The following is a 16,389-nucleotide window of genomic DNA, read 5'->3' as shown; positions in this document are numbered from 1 at the left end:
ACGGGGGCGTGGGCGCGGGGGGGGTGATTCCAGGCGGTTGAGCGCGGCCATCGCCTTGCAGCGTCCGTGGGCACTCCCACGGAGGTCCCCGCATGAGACGTCACCGACTCATTGCTTCATTCCCCTGGCCCCACATCCGCCCAGCCCTGGGCGCGCTGGTCCTCGCAACCTCCCTGGGCGCGGCGAGCGCCGAAGCCGCGGCGCTCCGGGTCATGCCCCTGGGGCTTGGCTCCGGCACCGTCACGGCGACGGGCATCAACTGCACCGCCAACCCGGCCAGCGACTGTGACGAGACGTACGCATCCACCGCCAGCGTCACCCTCACCGCCACGCCGTCCGCGGGCTCCACCTTCGCGGGCTGGAACATCGACCTGGACGCGGACCTGACGTCCACACCGGACTGCACGGGAACGGCCAGCACCTGCACCCTGACCATGAACGTGGCGCGCTCCGTGAAGCCGGTCTTCCGGCTCGCCGCGGGCACCGTCAATCCCATCCCCGTCGCCAACGCCAGCGCCATCACGCCGGAGGAGATCGAGGCGTACCTCAACGACCCCATCAACGCGGCGACGAACACCGTGGCCCGCTTCATCAGCGCCCTGCCGGACGAGTACCGGGCCAGCCCCATCCTGATGGCGCGCTCGGAGAGCCTCCAGACGGGGACGGCGGAGCACCCGCGCCTCCTGCTCGCCAGCAAGAACGCCCGGTCCGTCTTCTCCATCGGGCCCGCGCCGCACGCGTCCTATCCGGGCTCGCATCCGGACGTCATCGAGTACATGCAGTGGGACGAGGCGACGAAGAACTTCCGCTTCCATGAGATCATCCTCACGTCCATCCCGCAGATGGGCGCCATCCCTCCTCGCTCGCGCCACATCGAGAAGGATGACGTGAAGTGCTCGAGCTGCCACTCGACGCGCAACGTGCTCAACCGCACGGGCACTCCTGGGACGGACGGCGTTCCGCCGGGCCTCGTCAAGACGAAGAACAAGCCCAACTGGGACCCGTACGACAGCTGGGGCGGGATGCTCCCCTTCAACCGGGACCGGCTCTACCAGGGCTCGGTGGACACCGCCGCGTTCCGCAAGCTCTTCAATCCCTGGACGTGGCGGACACAGCCCGAGGTGCGGCGGCTCATCGAACAGCTGCGGCTGCAGCCGCCGGGACGGCTGCCCGCGGGCAGCCCCCACCTCATCACGCGCTACCGGGGCGGCCCCGGCGACGGCACGCCCCGCTTCTCCTTCGACACGTCGGCCCCGGTGACGACGGAGCCCGCACCGTCGGGGACCGCGACCATCGCGACGGCGTACTCCTTCGACGGGCTGGCGGGCACCGGCGCGCTCACGACCGTTCCCCGGGGCGGCGCGTCCGTCACACTGTTCCATGACTCGCCCATCTCCTCTGACGAAGGGCGCGGCGTGCAGCTGTTCGACCTGCTGGGCGGCCTGGACGGCAGCCTCAACCAGCGGCGGATCGCCGACGAGCTCGCCAGCCATCGCTGGGCGACCGGCAGCGTGTACGTCGACCCGCGCCCGGTGGCCCTGGCCATCACCCAGGGCTGCCTCAGCATCAACGCGTCGCTGAACACGGTGCAGAGCACCCCCGCGGGCCTGGCGGTGGACCAGGCGTTCTTCACGTCGCGCAACGGCATGAGCATCAATGCCCTGCGCGCGAACACCCTGGCGCGCACCCAGAGCATCCCGCGCCGCAAGGCCGATATCGAAAAGCTCAACCTGAGCCGCACGGGCGACGTGTACCTGGTGACCGGAACGACCGTGAATGGCCTCATCGCGCAGTACGGCGCGGCGACCAGCGCGTCGACGGATGCGTCGCTGTCCCGGCTGCGGGGCGAGGTGTTCCGCCGCCCCATCGACAATCCGGGCCCCGACGCGACGGTCATGGGCGGCATCCTCGTGGACCGCGAGCGGTACAACGACAACACCGATCCGGTGACGCTCTATCGATACTTCCTGGAGCCGCTGGGCGTGTCGGTGGACAAGTGGTCCATGGGCGTGCGTGGCCGCTCGCGCGCCTACGGCTTCGCGGACGTGTTCAGCACGTACCAGAGCGCCCTCCAGACGGAGCTCTCCGCCAGCCTGACGGCGGACCCCTTCCCCGGCCTGTCAGCGCCCTACACCTGCGCCAACCTGATTCCGGCGGTGAACGCCTCGCTGGCCTCGCTGCCGGCCGCGAACGCCGTCCCGACGTACACGGACGTGCAGCGCATCTTCAACAAGGGCTGCGTCGAGTGCCACGGCGGGCTGGACTACCCGCCGTACAAGAACCACAGCACCTTCCTGAACCTGGCCGAGGACCAGAGCAGCCCGGGCGTGAGCCCGCTCCTGGCGCCGTTCAACAAGGCCGTCCTCTACGCCACCAGCCTCGCGGGCCCGCTGTATGACCGCATCACCCGCACGTCCGAGGACTGCCCGTTCGGGATGATGCCGTGTGGGGGCCCGCCGCTGAGCAGGACGGACATCGAAACCATCAAGCGGTGGATCCTGGGCGGCAATCCCTCCACGTGGGGCGACCCGCACCTGACGACGGTGGACGGCGTGCGCTACGACTTCCAGGGCGCGGGCGAGTACGTGCTGCTGCGCGACCTGGACCTGGAGCTCCAGGCGCGCCACACGCCGGTGCAGACCGAGCAGCCCGTGGGGCCGGATGAGCACACCGGCCTGACGGGCTGCGTGAGCATCACCACGGCGGTGGCGGCGCGCGTGGGCCCGCATCGCATCAGCTACCAGATGAACGTGGAGAAGCCGGAGCTGCTGGAGCTGCGCGTCGACGGCAAGCCGGTGACGTTGGACAAGGAGCTGCTGCTGCCCTCCGGAGGACGCATCACGTCCACGCCCGCGAGCGGCGGCATCCGCATCGAGTCACCGGGAGGCACGCGCATCACCATCACGGTGGATTGGTGGGCGCACTATCACCTCTGGTACATGAACATCGGCGTGGAGCAGGCGCGCGCCACGGAGGGCCTGCTGGGCCCCATCGCCCCGGGCAACTGGCTGCCCACGCTGTCGGATGGGTCGCAGCTGGGGGCGCTCCCCGGGGACCTGACGGACCGGCACGTCGGGCTGTACGAGAAGTTCGGCGAGTCCTGGCGGGTGACGAAGGAGACGTCCCTCTTCGACTACGCCTCCGGGTACTCCACCGCGTCGTACACGCTGCGCGGCTGGCCGGAATACAAGGCGGACCAGTGCCGCATCACGAAGGCGCCCGTGGGCATTCCGGTGGTGGATCCGCTGAAGGCCCTCCCGCTGGAGGAGGCGGAGGCGCTGTGCAAGGGCGTGTCGGAGGAGCGCCGGCGCGAGTGCGTACAGGACGTGTCATCGACGGGTGAGCCGGGCTTCGCCGGCACGTTCATCACCACGGAGAAGCTGGGCCGGAACCTGCCGCCCGAGTCGCCGGCGCTGGTGTCGCCGCAGGAGAACACCGTCACGTCGTCGGCGGCGACCTTCAAGTGGAAGGAGGCGTACGACAAGGACGGCGACATGGTCTCCTACCGGCACTGCGTCTGGAACGTGAACACGCGCTTCACCTTCGCCGCCTGCACCAAGGTGGGGGCCGAGCAGTCCAGGACGGCGACGCTGGAGGGCGGCCGGGACTACTTCTGGAAGGTCCTCGCCGAGGACGGCCAGGGTGGCACCACGGAGAGCCCCACCTGGCGGGTGACGGTGAAGTAGCCGGATACGGCTGCTGAAGCACGAAGGCCCCGGACCGCCCGAGCGCGTCCGGGGCCTTGCTGTGTGACGCCTCAGCCCTCCTGACGCTGCATCACGGCTTCATCACGCCCGCGGCCCTCAGAAACTGCAGCATGGAGCGGACCTGCGGACTGCCCCTGGCATCCATGGCCTTCAACTGCTCCCCCAGCTTCGGGGTGTAGGACTCCAAGATGGCCCGCTTCAGCGGTTCCTGGTCGAAGCCCCAGTCGGCCATCGCCTGGGAGAGGAGCGTCACGGCCCTGGGGTCCTTCAACCGCACCAGCGCCGCGACGGCCGACGCCTTCCCCTGGGGACACTTCTGCGCGAGCTCATACGCCTTGTCCGCCGCCGCCTTCGTCCCTGCGTAGCCCAGCAGGGACAGGTCCCGTTGATCCACCCCGTTGCGGCAGAGGATGAGCCTCTGGATGGCGGCCCTGGCCTCGGGGTTGCCCTGCCGCACGGCGGCCTCCAGCTCGACCTGGTTCCAGTCGAGCCTCGAGGCGTCGAAGGTCACCTTCTTCTTCACTTCATGGCCCGCGATCACCAGCTCCGCGGCCGTCCGGTTGCGCTTCTGCTCCGGCACGTGCTCCAGGTCGCGCGCGAGCCGTTGTCCCGCGGCCTGCCGGAGCTTCCAATCGCCTTGCATCATGGTGGCGATGCTCATGATCAATCCTTCTTCGTAGGTGCCCTTCGCCGCCGCCGCGTCATAGGCCGCCACCGCGCACGCGGCGCTCAGCTCCACCCGTTCGCCGTTCTCACGCCGCACGTAGAACCTCATGGAGTCATCGGTCCCGGACCACCCCGAGGGCGTGGCCAATCCCTTGACCAGCTCCTCCACGAGGACCGGCTCCAGTTCCTCGGGTTCAACGCACCGCAGGGGCGCCCGCACCGCGTCCGCCAGCTCCTCCAGCTCGCGCGACGCGGCGCTCAAGGCCTCCTCGGAGCCGTCGTCCCGTTTCGCGGCCAGGCGCGTGAAGCACTCGGCGAACGAGGTCGCCCACAGCCGCAGCTTCGGGTCGGGCTCCATCCGCATCGCCATCAAGGCATCCACTTGCGTCGCGGGGGTCCGGGCGGATGCCGCGAGGGCCAATCCCCGGTCGAAGGGGTCCTCGGACCGCTGCGCCTTCTGCCGGAGGGTCGCGTCCTCCGCCAGCATCCGTCCCAGCAGCTCCGCGGCCCTCGATGACAGCGACGCGCGGTTCGGCTGCATCTCCCGGAAGCGCTGCTGGACGGTGAAGCTGCAGGAGGAGGGGTGACCCATGGCCTCCAGGGCCTGCTCCATCCCCCCGACCCGCGCGACCTTCGCCAGGACGCCGTAGGCCGTGGCGCCGCCCTTGAGCAGCGTGGCCTCCGAGCTGGCTCGGACCGCGGGGACGGGCTGCTCCAGCGAGAAGATCGCCTTCCACATCGCGGCTTCATCCGGAGCGGGCGCTGCGCCCGCGAGCATCAGCGCCGCGAGCAGGACTGGAGCGTGGACCATGACTCACCTGGGGAACGGGACGGGGCCCAGTCTCTCCCAGAATTCCCTCGCCTCGCACGCAGGGTGCTGGCCCGCGCATTGCTCCAAGCCCAGGCCGAAGGCTCCATCGACGGCGCACCCGGCTCCACGCCCTTCCCGGGGCCGCTTCCTCCGTGGTCATTCCGCCACGGGGCGCGGCTGGCTCGCCACACGCCACCATGTCCAGACCTCCTTCCCCCCCGTGCGGCCATGGCCTGCTGCCCGCGATTGTCTGCAGCATGCTCGCGGTGGACCTGCTGGCCGTCCGGCTCGACTGGAGCGAGCGCGCCAGCTACGCCTTCCTGTCGTGGAACCTGTTCCTCGCGTGGGCGCCCTACACCCTGGCCCTGGTCGCGCGGGTGCTCATGGCGCGAGGCCTGGACCGGCCGTGGCTCCTGACACCGCTGGCGTTGGGCTGGCTCGCGCTGTTTCCCAACGCGCCCTACCTCGTCACGGACTTCATCCACCTGCGTCAGCGGCCCGTGGTTCCGCTCTGGTTCGACGCCGCCCTGCTGGCCCTGTTCGCCGCCATCGGGTGGATGCTGGGCCTGCTGTCATTGGAAATCTGGAAGCGGTGGCTGGAGGAGCGCTGGGGACGCAAGGCGGCGTGGGCCTTCGTCGCCGTCACGTCCGTCCTGTGTGGCTATGGCATCTACCTGGGCCGGGTGGAGCGCTGGAACAGCTGGGACGTGCTCTCGGAGCCGGGGCGCCTCCTCGCGGCCATGGCCTCACACGTGAGGGATCCGCTGGCCCACCGCGCCCTGCCCCCGGTCACGCTCTTCTTCGCCCTGCTCGTACCCCTGTCCTACGCCGCCTATGAGGCGCTCGCCGCCCGCCGGTTCCGCCAGCGCGCCCCACCGGAGCCCGGATGCGACATGCGCTCCGAAAGGGATTGGCCGGCACGGAAGGACTGACGTGGGCCCCCTTGACGCGGCTGGCTCACGATGGCTTTTGCGTCAATGACGGCCGGTGTGTCCCCACCGCAGCGTCAGCCCGGCATAGCCGCCCGGGTGACGACGGCCCTCGCGCACGTCGAACGGCAGCTCGAGGCCGCCCTCGGCGCGCAGCTCCATGGACGGCGTCAGCCGGTACGCGACACCCAGCGAGCCTCCGGGAGAAACGAGGAGGCTCGCGCCGGCGAACCGGCCCTGGAAGACGGTGAGCGGGCCCGCGAAGCCTCCCATCAGCGACGCGCCCCCGGTGAGGGTCCACCTGGCATTGAGCCGGTAGTCGACCAGCGCCTGCGCGCCGAGCCGGAAGTTGACCGGCTCCGTGGAGTTGTTGGTGACGGGCACGTAAAAGACGCCCACGCTTGGGGCGAGTGACAGGGTCCAGGGCGAACGCTCGACGAGCCGATGCCGGGTCCCCAGCTCGAGTCCCAGGAGCGTGAGGCGGCCGCCCCAATCCCAGTTCTCGCCAGCCCCCTTGCGGAAGGTGAGCTCGGGGTTGGGCAGATACGCCCGCTCCCGGCCGCGCTCGAAGGCAATCGTGTTGACGGAGACGCCGACCTCGGTCGTCCCCACGGGCGTCGTCGCCGCGCCCAGGTTCCGCGCCCCGCTCATGCAGCCGGGGGCGACGAGGAGCAGCGCCCCCGCCCCCAGCGCCTTCATGCCGTGCCTCGGTGTCATCACGGCCATGCGAAGCGCACCCACACCGGCTGGTGATCACTCCCGGAAGGACGCTCGTCCACGCCGCGCGCCACCGGAGTGAGCCCCCTGGTGAAGACGGAGTCGAGCGTCAGCTTGCCGATGATGGAGTCCACGGTGTCCCCCGCGCCCTCGGAGGCCCAGGTGAAGCCCCAGTCCGTGAACAGCTTCACGGTCTGCTTGAGGCTGCCCGGGTCGGAGGTGTTGAAGTCACCTGCGATGACCTGCGACGGCGCCGCGCCTTCCACCGCGTGGATGACGGTCTCCGCCTGGTCCAGCCTCGCTCCCAACCCGACGATGGGCGTCGCGCCGTGCACGGAGACCACCTGGAAGGGAGTCCCCTGGATGTCCACCGTCGCGGCGACGCCGATGCGGTGTTGCTGGTGATACGGGTCGTCGTGGGGAAGGTTGATCTTCTTGTCCGCGATGATGGGCCAGCGGCTCAACACCGCGTTGCCGAAGTCATCGCCGTCCTTCGCCACGGAGGCCGGGTAATAGACATAGGCCAGCCCCAGCTCCTTCGCGATCCGCTCCACGGAGGGCGCGTCCATCTCCTGCATCGCGATGACATCCGCCCCCGCGAGCGGAGGGCTCGACAGGGATGTGATGGCCTCCGTGACGTGCTCGGCGAAGGCGAGGTTGTACGTCACCACGGTGACCGAGGAGGGAGCCCCGGTGGCGGTGGGGACGACGGGCCGGTAATCCCCGCCGTAGCGAGGCCCGGCCTCGTCGGGGTAGCTGGCCATCAGCGGACACCCGGTCAGCAGACCGAGCACCAGGAGGGCCCACAGCGGTGAAGCGACCGGGCGAGCCTTGTTGCACCGCGGGGACTTGCTCATCACCCACACGAACATTATGTGCCGCCCGAAATTGCACGACTCTCGGCGGCACTGGCTGCTCGCCTGCCCAGGGACCCGCGCTCTACGTGCGCGCCTTGCGCCTTTCGAGTTCGGCCCCATAGAGCTTCCGCTCCTCCAGGAAGGCCTTCGCGACGCTGGGCCGGTCCTGCAACCGTGCGAAGTACGCGAGGAGCGCGGGCCACTTCGACAGATCGATGGGCGTGGCCACGTGCCAGTTCAGCACCGTCACCAGGTACGCGTCCGCGACGCTGAAGCGGTCCAGGAGGAACTCACGGCCGGCCAGGTGCTTCTCCAGGTAGGAGAGCCGTCCGGCCCCCTTCTCCAGGGCGTAGCTCTTCGCCCCCTCGTTCGCCGAGGCGTCGAGCAGTGGGGCGAATGTCGCCTTGTGCAGCTCGGTGCCGATGAAGGACAGCCACTGCCGGAGCCGCACGCGCCCCCGGCTGTCCGCGGGTGCGAGGCCCGCCTGGGGCAGCGTCTCCGCCAGGTATTGCAGGATGGAGGCATTCTCCGTGAGCACGTCGCCGTCGTCGGTGCGCAGCGCGGGCACGAGCCCCAGCGGATGGACCTCCAGGTAGTTGTTTCCGTCATGCGTCCGCTTCGTCTTCGAATCGACTTCGATGAACGCCGCCTCCGCCCCCGCTTCGTACAAGCAGATGCGGGTCGCGGCGGAGCACGCCAGGGGAGAGAAATAGAGCTGCATGGGATGTCCTCCAGGACGTCAAACGTGGGCCTTCGCTGAACGACGGGGCACACTCTCCGCCTCCGGGAGGGATGCGTCCAACGCATCGTTTGCATAGGCTCGATGCATGGATGACATTGCTCCTCCGCCCTCCCCTCGCCTCGACGTGCGCGACCTGCGCGTGGTGCTGGCCCTGGCCTCCGCGGGCACCACGGCCCGGGCCGCGGAGGTCCTGCACCTCACGCAGCCGGCGGTGAGCCGCGCCCTGCTCTCCGCGGAGGAGCGGCTTGGAGCGCGGCTCTTCGACCGGACCCCTCGCGGGTTGGTGCCCACGCCCGCGGGACAGGAGCTCGTCGAGGGCGCCACGCGGCTCCTCGTGGAGTTGGGCGACCTGGAGCACCGCGTGCGCGCGCCAGTGGCGCCGTCCATCCGCCTCCGGCTCGTGTGCGAGTGCTACACCGCGTACCACTGGCTGCCGTCCGTGCTGGTGACGCTGCGCAAGAGCCTGCCGGGCCTCCACCTGTCCCTGGCGGTGGAGCACACCCGGGACCCGGTTCCGGCGCTGGTGGCGGGAGAGCTCGACGTGGCGCTCCTCACGACGTCATCCGTGCCTCGCGCCGGGCTGGAGGTACGGCCGCTCTTCTCGGATGAGATTGTCTTCGTGGTGGCCGCGACACACCCGCTGGCCTCCCGACGGGCGCTCACCCTGGAGGACCTCCGTGAGAACACGCTCCTGGCGGGGCAGACGCCCGCGGCGGAGTCGCACTGGTTCATGTCGCAGGTCTTCGGCCGCGAGCGCCCCCGGCTCCGCATGGAGCGGCTGCCGCTCACGGAGGCGATCCTCGACGTGGCCCGCGCGGGCCTGGGCATCGCGGTGCTCTCCGAGTGGATCACCACTCCGCACCTGGGCAAGGGCGACCTCGTCGTGAAGCGGCTCGCGTCCGGGCCCCTGCGGCGGCCCTGGCGGATGGCCTGGCGCAAGGAGATCGGAGACGCCGCGCTCCGCCTCTTCGCCGCGCTCGAGCCCACGGTGCCCCGGGGGCTCGCGGCGGGATGAAGGGTCCCAGCTCCTCCCAGGCGTGGTCCTCCGGCGAGGGCTTGACACCATGGCCCAGTCGGGCGCGCACACGATTTTCACCATCGGCGGAGCCCGCTCGACAGCGCCCATGCCGTCACGACCTCTCGTGCCCAGATTCCCGGCATGCGCCAGGGACCGTCCACGCATGTCCACGAACGCTGTCACGTCGGCTGTGCCGGCTGGAGCCTGTCGAGTGCGATGGCTGAGCACTTCCCCACGACGGGCACCCACCTGGAGCGCTATGCGCGCGTCCTCCCCGCCGTGGAGATCAACTCGTCCTTCTACCGGCCGCACCGGCCCGGCACCTATGCCCGCTGGCGCGACAGCGTTCCGGAGGCGTTCCGCTTCGCGGTGAAGGTCCCGAAGGTCATCACCCACGAGCTGAGATTGCGCGACGCGCGGGAGCCGCTCGAACGCTTCCTGGGGGAGGCGGGCCACCTGGAGGCGAAGCTGGGATGTTTGCTGGTGCAGTTGCCGCCCAGCCTCCCGCACGAGCCCGGCACGGCGCGCGCCTTCTTCCAGGCCCTGCGGGAGCGGACCGGAGTCGACATCGTCTGCGAGCCCCGACACCGGAGCTGGGCCACGGACGAGGCCCGGCGCACGCTGGACGATGCCCGCATCCGCTACGTCCGGGCGGATCCGCCCGCGGTGGAGGTGCCTCCCGTCCCTGACGCGGAGGTCGTCTACTACCGGCTCCATGGCTCGCCGAAGATGTATTCCTCGGCCTATTCACAGCCGTACCTGGAGACGTTGGCAGCGGACATCGCCAGCCACGAGCAGGCCGGCCGGCGCGTGTGGTGCATCTTCGACAACACGGCCGAAGGGGCGGCCCTCCCGAATGCCCTGACGTTGCTGCGACTCGACGGTCCACGTGCGCCGCGCTGAGCCCGCGGCTGTCTCCAGAGAGACGCCGGCGGTCAGGGCGTGGGGCTGGGAGAGACCGCTGGGGCCGCCGCTTCCAGCCGCAGCGTGCGCGTCACCCGCGTGCCCTCGTCCAGGCCTTCACCAAAGGGCACCGGCATGGTGTCCTCCGGGCGCGCGGGCAGCCCCTGCGTCACCGGCGCGGGCATCGCATAGGTGTGCTCCCCCACCCTCACGGTGGGACTGGCACCGGCCATCAGCTCCAGCTCCAGGTCGAAGCCTTCGGCGGACGGCACCCAGTAGCGCAGCAGCACGCCCTGGGCCGCGTCGCGAGTCCGCAGCACGTCACCCGAGGCCTGCTGGCCCGCGAGCCGCACGGACGCCACCGCGTCCCCGGGCAGCACCTGCACGTCCACGAAGGCCGCGTCCGGATGGGAGGGAGTGATGTGGAGCGCCACCTTCCGGCGCCCGCCCTCCCCCGGCTCCATTCGTGAATCGACAGCGGGGCCGCGCATGTCGTCCCCCGGCGCGGGCGCGGGCGCGTTCCAGAACGGCCCCTTCACCTCCGGCAACGCGTCCACGGCCTCACGCTTCGGGGCGTTGCCCAGGTAGGCCCGCGTCCAGTCGTTGAGCACCGCATCCGAGGACACCCAGCGCGCGGTCTTCGCATCCGCGTCCACCAGGTACAGCACGCCCGAGGGACGCGCTTGCTTCGCGTCGAAGCGCTGGCCCACGGCGAGCGACACCAGCAGGCCCAGCGCCAGGAGCGCGGCCCCGCCCGAGGCCCACGGCAGCGCCCGGCCCGCCAACCACAGCCAGCCGGGCGCGAGCAGGCAGATGCCGAGCATCACCAGGTCGGACGGCACCGCGGCCCGCTCCAGCGGAAGCACCGTGAAGAAGGTGGCCAGCACGGACGGCAAGAGCAGCAGGAGCGGCAGCGCCGCCAGGCCCCACAGCGGCACGTGCCATGGCGTGAGCGGCTGCGCCCCACGGCCTCCCAGCCACAGGAGCAGCACGACCATGCCCGCCAGGGGCCAGAGGAACAGCGCGCTCGCGCCCGGCAGCACGACGCTCACCAGGACGCAGAGCACCGCCCACGGCACGCATCCGCCGGCCGCCAGCTCCAGCACCGGGGCGCGCCGGCGGAGGAACAGCCCCACGCCCATCACCGCCATCACCAGCAACACCACCGCGAGGAAGAAGCGCGCGTTGTCCTGCGTCTCCGAACGGCTGACGGCGCGGAAGGCGGGCTGGAGCACCTTCAGCAGCGGCCACGAGAGCCTCGTCAGGCTGCTGGCCAGGAAGCCCACGACCAACAGCACCGCCGCCTCCCGGAACACGGCCCACACGCGCAACTGCTTGCGCCGGCGCGCCCGGAAGACCGCGAACACGAAGAGGCCGACCCAGACGAGCGCCAGCGGGACGGCCCAGGCCCTGGGGTAGTGGACGCGCAGCGGGCCCGCGTTGAAGTAGATGAGCTCCTCGCCCTGGGGCACGGACGCCTCGCGGGAGATGCGCCGGGTGAGCGCGAGCAGCGTGTCGCCCTGCTGCTGGAGGAGCCCGTCGGAGACCACGTCCACGGTCTCCTTGCGCGAGTGGTAGGCCTGCGTGCCCTCCACGTTGGCGAAGTTCAGCCCCTGCCACCCCCCCTGCCGGAGCGCCGTGAAGTCCGTGGCGTTCTTCATGCGCTGGTACACGGCCGTGAAGAGCGAGCCGGCGCCCACGTCCGGGGCCTCCTCGGCGAGCCTGCGCACGAGCCAGCCGCCGCCCGGGGAGACCTCGAACATCAGGAGCGGCCCCGCGTTGCCGCGCGCATCCACGTTGAGGATGACGCCGGATTCGCGGGCCCAGGGATGCGACGCCGCGAAGGCGGTGCTGCCCAGGAGGTGCTGCTCCTCCGCGTCCGTGAACAGGAACAGCACGTCGCCCGCGAGCGCCGGCCCCTGCTGGAGTGCCCGCGCCACCTCCAGGATGGACGCGACGGCGGCCCCGTTGTCGGACGCGCCCGGGCCCGTGGGCACGGAGTCGTAGTGGGCCACCAGCATCACGGTCGTGCCCTTCGCGCCGTCCTTCGCGCGCAGCCGGCCGACGATGTTCTCCACGTTCGCCGCGGGACGGGGAACCCCCTGCGCGGGCGCGAAGACGGCCTCCCGTTGAAGCTGGACCTCGGCGCCCAGCTCGCCCAGGCGCGCCTGGAGGTAGTCGCGCACCGCCGCGTGCCTCGGCGTTCCAATCGCGTGAGGCTCCGCGCCGATGAAGCGCAGGTGCTCCCGAGCGCGCGCGGCGGAGAACCGCTCCCCGGGCGCCGAGGCAGGCACCGGCTCCGGCAGCGGGCTTGCGCGCAGCACCAGCAGGACCACGCCCAGCCCGAGCACCGCGGTCACACACCGCGCGAGCCACGACGCGCGCAGGGAGGCATTCCGTTCCAGGCCCGCGGTCGCGGCGGGGTCGCTCATGGCTCAGTCCTTCAAGTGCGCCCCTCGTCCGGGGAGCGCGGGGCGCGGATCCGCGGCCACTCTACGTCACCCCGCATCCGGCGCACACGACGGTGTCACCCGCCCTGCCCCGGGCCATGAGACAGGGCGAGCCGGCCGGCGGCGCTCCACCTCAAACTGCCGAGCGCTGATCCGCCGCCTCGATTTCCATTCTATCCGTGGACATGACAGCATTCACCCCGGGCTCTCGCGAGCCCTCAAGGGGGGCATCATGAAGAATGTGTCACGAATGAATGGGATGTGGCGGTGGATGGGCATGCGTGGGGCCGCGCTCGTGGCCACGCTCGCGCTGGGGTGTGGAGGCGCGTCCGAGGAGCCGTTGGAGTCACCGGCCCCCGCGGCGCAGGAGGCGGCGCTCACCGTCAGCGGCGACTTCGATGGCGACGGCACCACCGACCAGCTCACCACCAGCCTGACGGGCATCTCCATCTACCACCCGTCGAAGGGCACGACGAAGGTCTACAGTTTCACAGGGAGCTTCGCCGTCAACAACGCCACCATGGATCTGGATGGGACGGCGGGCCTGGAGGTGGTGGTCGTCACCAGCGGCGGCATCAGCGTCATCACCGACAAGAAGGGGACGTCGAGCTTCTACAGCTTCACCGGCAACTTCTCGATCGTCAACGTGAGCGACACGGACGGAGTCGCGGGCGCGGAGATCGTCACGGCCGCGGCGGGCGGCGTCAGCGTCATCCGGCACCGGAGCGCCAACAGCACCTTCTATCCGTTCTCCGGCACGTATCAGATCAACACGGTGGTCGACACGAACGGCGTCGCGGGCGCGGACATCGTCGTCGTGGCGCAGAACAGCTCCGGCCAGGGCATCTCCATCATCCACGACTCGAGCCGCACTTCGCAGTACTACGCGTTCAGCACCAACTTCACGATCACCGCGGCGTGCAACTCGGATGGGGTCGCGGGCGCGGAGCTCTTCATCTCCACGTCCACCACCAAATATATCCTCACGGACCGGACCGGGACGACGACGACCACGCTCAAGACGGGCTGCTGAAGCCCAGACGTGCGCCGCGCCTCTCTTCGCCGGGAGGCGCGGCCATCCCTTGTCGCCGGGAGGGTTTCGCGTACGGGAGCCCAGGGGAAACGTCAGCTCCGGAATGCAGGATGCCATTGGCCTCGCGCGGAAAGCCACGCGGCCCGCATTGTCATCCCCATCCTCATGACAGGAGCACCGGTGCCAGCGTCACCACCCACGTTACACATGCCGAAGGTGTGCGCGAACCAGCTGTAATAGCTGGTGTCCGGGTCAAGGTCACACACACCCATTGCCTCCGAGGACGTCGGAATGGTCAGCGAAGCGAACACAGCCAGGGCCGCTGCCAACGAAGCGAGCTTGCTTGCCTTCACGAGTGCCTGCCTTGCACGGCTGCCGCGCTACTCCTGCAAAGCTACATAGTGGATGAACTCAATGTCGACGCAGGGCGGACAATTGCAGCGCCATCAAAACACCCACGGTCGACGCCGCGGTATCTGCTCAAGTGCCGTCCGCACACTTCGCCAGGAGGGAACGGATGGACGGCACATACAAGTCATTGCGCATCGAGAAGGGCGACGGGGTCGCCGAGGTGGTGCTCACCGGGCCGGGCAAGGGCAACGCCATGGGCCCCGACTTCTGGCGGGAGATGCCCGAGGTGCTCCGCGCGCTGGACTCCGACGACGCCGTGCGCGTGGTGCTGGTGCGGGGCGAAGGCCAGAACTTCACCTACGGCCTGGACCTGATGGGGATGATGGAGTCCCTGGGGCCGCTGCTCGCCGGCGAGAGCAACCTGGCGTTGGAGCGCGGCAAGCTCTTGAAGCTGATTGGCGACATGCAGCAGGCGACGGAGGGGCTGGCCCGGTGCAGGAAGCCCGTCATCGCCGCGGTGCATGGCTGGTGCATTGGCGGGGGCATGGACCTCATCGCCGCGTGTGATTTCCGGTACTGCTCGCAGGAGGCGAAGTTCTCCCTGCGCGAGGTGAAGGTCGGCATCGTCGCGGACCTGGGCGCGCTCCAGCGGCTGCCGCGCATCATTGGCGAGGGGAACACGCGCGAGCTGGCCTACACCGGCGGCGACGTGGACGCGGCGCGCGCGCTGCGCATGGGCCTGGTCAACGAGGTCTTCCCCTCCCCCGAGGCCCTGCTCACGGAGGCCCGCGCGACGGCGCGGCGCATCGCGGACAACCCGCCGCTCGTGGTCCAGGGCGCCAAGCAGGTGATGGAGTACTGCGCGGACAAATCCATCGCGGACGGGCTGCGCTACGTGGCGGTGTGGAACTCGGCCTTCCTCCAATCGCACGACTTCGCGGAGGCCTTCTCCGCGTTCGCCGAGCGCCGCCCGCCCCGCTTCCAGGGACGCTGACACGCGCGGACAAGTCCGCCACGAAATCCGCCCCAGCTAGACGCTGAGCCGCGCCGGAGGGACGGCGGGAGGCGTCATCCGCCAGTCGCATCCCGGGTCAAATCCAGCCGGCACCCCACCGCAGGCAATGGGGCGCCGGCTGAAAGAAACGGGATTAGAGTCACGCCATGGACTCCACGCTCGGCGAAACACCGTCCCCCACGCAGCAGTTGCACGCGGCCATCACAAGCTACTGGCGCACCCAGGTCGTTGGCACGGTGGCGCTGCTGGGGATCGCGGACAAGCTCGCGGGAGGTCCTCGCGACAGTGATTCGCTGGCGGCCGAGCTGCGAGTCCACCCGGACGCCTTGTTCCGGCTGATGCGCGGCGGCCTCGCCGCGGGCCTCTTCGTGGCCTTCGCCGAGCGGACCTTCGCGCTGACGGCCATGGGCGAAGGCCTGTGCTCGAACGTCCCCGGCTCGCTGCGGGAGCTGGCCATCACCCAAGCCAGCCCGTCGCACTGGCTGCCCTGGGGGCGTCTCACCGACGCGATCCGCACCGGGAGTTCTCCGGTGCAGGCCGCGCTCGGCTGCGACATCTGGGAACACTTCGCGCGCAACCCCGAGGAGGCGGAGCACTTCGCCAGGTCCATGGGGAACTGGTCCGAGATGGTGTCCAGCGAGGTGGCGCACCACGTCGACTTCGCCCGCTTCGCGCGCGTGGCGGACATTGGAGGAAGCCACGGCGACCTGCTGGCGCAGGTGCTGCGCGCCCACCCGTCCTGCCGGGGCATCCTCTTCGAGCTGCCCCAGGTCGCCGAGAGCGCGAAGCCCGTCCTGGCGTCCCGCGGACTCGCCAACCGGGTGGAGGTGGTGGCCGGGAGCTTCTTCGAGCCCGGCATCCCCGCCGCCGAGGCCTACCTGCTCAAGCACATCCTCCACGACTGGGATGACGACGTCTCCACGACGATCCTGCGCCGGCTCCATGAGGCCGCCCCTGCCGGCGCGCGGCTCTTCGTGGTGGAGCTGGTGATTCCGGACAACCGGAACCCGGACCCCACCCACCTGATGGACCTCAACATGCTGGTGGTCGCCAGCGGGCGTGAACGCACCCGCGAGGAGTTCTACTCGCTGCTCACCGCGACCTCCTGGAAGGTGGAGCGCCTCATCGCCACCCAGAGCGGGAGCAGCATCATCGAAGCGGTGAAGGGCTGAGCAGCGGCGCGGCGGGTC

12 protein-coding genes are annotated in these 16,389 nt (G+C 70.2%); 7 read left to right on the top strand and 5 right to left on the bottom strand.

Annotated elements, in window-relative coordinates; translation table 11 throughout:
* Positions 1 to 92: 92 nt before the first annotated feature.
* Positions 93 to 3,686, top strand: a complete 3,594-nt coding sequence (locus KYK13_RS17255) for a VWD domain-containing protein (protein WP_223645656.1) — start codon at positions 93 to 95, stop codon at positions 3,684 to 3,686.
* Positions 3,687 to 3,777: 91 nt separating this feature from the next.
* Here KYK13_RS17255 and KYK13_RS17250 read toward each other — a convergent pair whose 3' ends face one another.
* The gene (locus KYK13_RS17250) at positions 3,778 to 5,184 is read right to left on the bottom strand and encodes a hypothetical protein (RefSeq protein WP_223645655.1); all 1,407 of its coding nucleotides are present in this window, start codon (positions 5,182 to 5,184) and stop codon (positions 3,778 to 3,780) included.
* Positions 5,185 to 5,381: 197 nt separating this feature from the next.
* Between KYK13_RS17250 and KYK13_RS17245 the strand changes: the two genes are divergently transcribed.
* Positions 5,382 to 6,116, top strand: a complete 735-nt coding sequence (locus KYK13_RS17245; RefSeq protein WP_223645654.1) for a DUF1361 domain-containing protein — start codon at positions 5,382 to 5,384, stop codon at positions 6,114 to 6,116.
* A 42-nt stretch (positions 6,117 to 6,158) separates the two neighbouring features.
* On the opposite strand, the gene KYK13_RS17240 is transcribed toward KYK13_RS17245, so the two are convergent.
* From KYK13_RS17240 to KYK13_RS17230, 3 genes are all read right to left on the bottom strand, one after another.
* The gene (locus KYK13_RS17240; protein ID WP_223645653.1) at positions 6,159 to 6,812 is read right to left on the bottom strand and encodes a hypothetical protein; all 654 of its coding nucleotides are present in this window, start codon (positions 6,810 to 6,812) and stop codon (positions 6,159 to 6,161) included.
* 17 nt (positions 6,813 to 6,829) lie between these two features.
* The gene (locus KYK13_RS17235) at positions 6,830 to 7,687 is read right to left on the bottom strand and encodes an endonuclease/exonuclease/phosphatase family protein (RefSeq protein WP_223645652.1); all 858 of its coding nucleotides are present in this window, start codon (positions 7,685 to 7,687) and stop codon (positions 6,830 to 6,832) included.
* Positions 7,688 to 7,769: 82 nt separating this feature from the next.
* Complete coding sequence (locus tag KYK13_RS17230) at positions 7,770 to 8,408, bottom strand: glutathione binding-like protein (RefSeq protein ID WP_223645651.1); 639 nt, start codon at positions 8,406 to 8,408, stop codon at positions 7,770 to 7,772.
* A 106-nt stretch (positions 8,409 to 8,514) separates the two neighbouring features.
* On the opposite strand from KYK13_RS17230, the gene KYK13_RS17225 reads away from it, so the two are divergent.
* Together KYK13_RS17225 and KYK13_RS17220 are read left to right on the top strand one after the other, a co-directional pair.
* Positions 8,515 to 9,444 carry a LysR family transcriptional regulator gene (locus tag KYK13_RS17225; RefSeq protein WP_223645650.1) on the top strand — a complete coding sequence of 310 codons (930 nt, stop codon included), beginning with the start codon at positions 8,515 to 8,517 and terminating at the stop codon, positions 9,442 to 9,444.
* A 219-nt stretch (positions 9,445 to 9,663) separates the two neighbouring features.
* A complete protein-coding gene (locus KYK13_RS17220; protein ID WP_223645648.1) occupies positions 9,664 to 10,350 on the top strand; it encodes a DUF72 domain-containing protein in 687 nt (228 codons plus the stop codon).
* A 32-nt stretch (positions 10,351 to 10,382) separates the two neighbouring features.
* On the opposite strand, the gene KYK13_RS17215 is transcribed toward KYK13_RS17220, so the two are convergent.
* Positions 10,383 to 12,782 (bottom strand): M20/M25/M40 family metallo-hydrolase, encoded by a 2,400-nt coding sequence (locus KYK13_RS17215; protein WP_223645646.1) that lies wholly within the window; start codon positions 12,780 to 12,782, stop codon positions 10,383 to 10,385.
* A gap of 289 nt (positions 12,783 to 13,071) precedes the next feature.
* On the opposite strand from KYK13_RS17215, the gene KYK13_RS17210 reads away from it, so the two are divergent.
* From KYK13_RS17210 to KYK13_RS17200, 3 genes are all read left to right on the top strand, one after another.
* Positions 13,072 to 13,833 (top strand): hypothetical protein, encoded by a 762-nt coding sequence (locus tag KYK13_RS17210; RefSeq protein ID WP_223645644.1) that lies wholly within the window; start codon positions 13,072 to 13,074, stop codon positions 13,831 to 13,833.
* A 517-nt stretch (positions 13,834 to 14,350) separates the two neighbouring features.
* A complete protein-coding gene (locus tag KYK13_RS17205) occupies positions 14,351 to 15,178 on the top strand; it encodes a crotonase/enoyl-CoA hydratase family protein (RefSeq protein ID WP_223645642.1) in 828 nt (275 codons plus the stop codon).
* Between the two features lie 167 nt (positions 15,179 to 15,345).
* On the top strand, positions 15,346 to 16,371 hold the full coding sequence (locus tag KYK13_RS17200; RefSeq protein ID WP_223645640.1) for a methyltransferase: 1,026 nt from the start codon (positions 15,346 to 15,348) through the stop codon (positions 16,369 to 16,371).
* Positions 16,372 to 16,389: the final 18 nt, after the last annotated feature.

The organism is Corallococcus sp. EGB (assembly GCF_019968905.1).
Taxonomy (GTDB): Bacteria; Myxococcota; Myxococcia; order Myxococcales; family Myxococcaceae; genus Corallococcus.
This window is presented reverse-complemented; position numbering and strand designations above follow the sequence as displayed.

Excerpts from the sequence above, each read along its gene's own strand:
- KYK13_RS17245 (WP_223645654.1), top strand. The coding sequence starts at position 5,382 with ATGTCCAGACCTCCTTCCCCCCCGTGCGGCCATGGCCTGCTGCCCGCG.
- KYK13_RS17235 (WP_223645652.1), bottom strand. The coding sequence starts at position 7,687 with ATGAGCAAGTCCCCGCGGTGCAACAAGGCTCGCCCGGTCGCTTCACCG.
- KYK13_RS17200 (WP_223645640.1), top strand. The coding sequence starts at position 15,346 with ATGGACTCCACGCTCGGCGAAACACCGTCCCCCACGCAGCAGTTGCAC.
- KYK13_RS17225 (WP_223645650.1), top strand. The coding sequence starts at position 8,515 with ATGGATGACATTGCTCCTCCGCCCTCCCCTCGCCTCGACGTGCGCGAC.
- KYK13_RS17210 (WP_223645644.1), top strand. The coding sequence starts at position 13,072 with ATGGGCATGCGTGGGGCCGCGCTCGTGGCCACGCTCGCGCTGGGGTGT.
- KYK13_RS17215 (WP_223645646.1), bottom strand. The coding sequence starts at position 12,782 with ATGAGCGACCCCGCCGCGACCGCGGGCCTGGAACGGAATGCCTCCCTG.
- KYK13_RS17250 (WP_223645655.1), bottom strand. The coding sequence starts at position 5,184 with ATGGTCCACGCTCCAGTCCTGCTCGCGGCGCTGATGCTCGCGGGCGCA.
- KYK13_RS17220 (WP_223645648.1), top strand. The coding sequence starts at position 9,664 with ATGGCTGAGCACTTCCCCACGACGGGCACCCACCTGGAGCGCTATGCG.
- KYK13_RS17255 (WP_223645656.1), top strand. The coding sequence starts at position 93 with ATGAGACGTCACCGACTCATTGCTTCATTCCCCTGGCCCCACATCCGC.
- KYK13_RS17205 (WP_223645642.1), top strand. The coding sequence starts at position 14,351 with ATGGACGGCACATACAAGTCATTGCGCATCGAGAAGGGCGACGGGGTC.
- KYK13_RS17230 (WP_223645651.1), bottom strand. The coding sequence starts at position 8,408 with ATGCAGCTCTATTTCTCTCCCCTGGCGTGCTCCGCCGCGACCCGCATC.
- KYK13_RS17240 (WP_223645653.1), bottom strand. The coding sequence starts at position 6,812 with ATGAAGGCGCTGGGGGCGGGGGCGCTGCTCCTCGTCGCCCCCGGCTGC.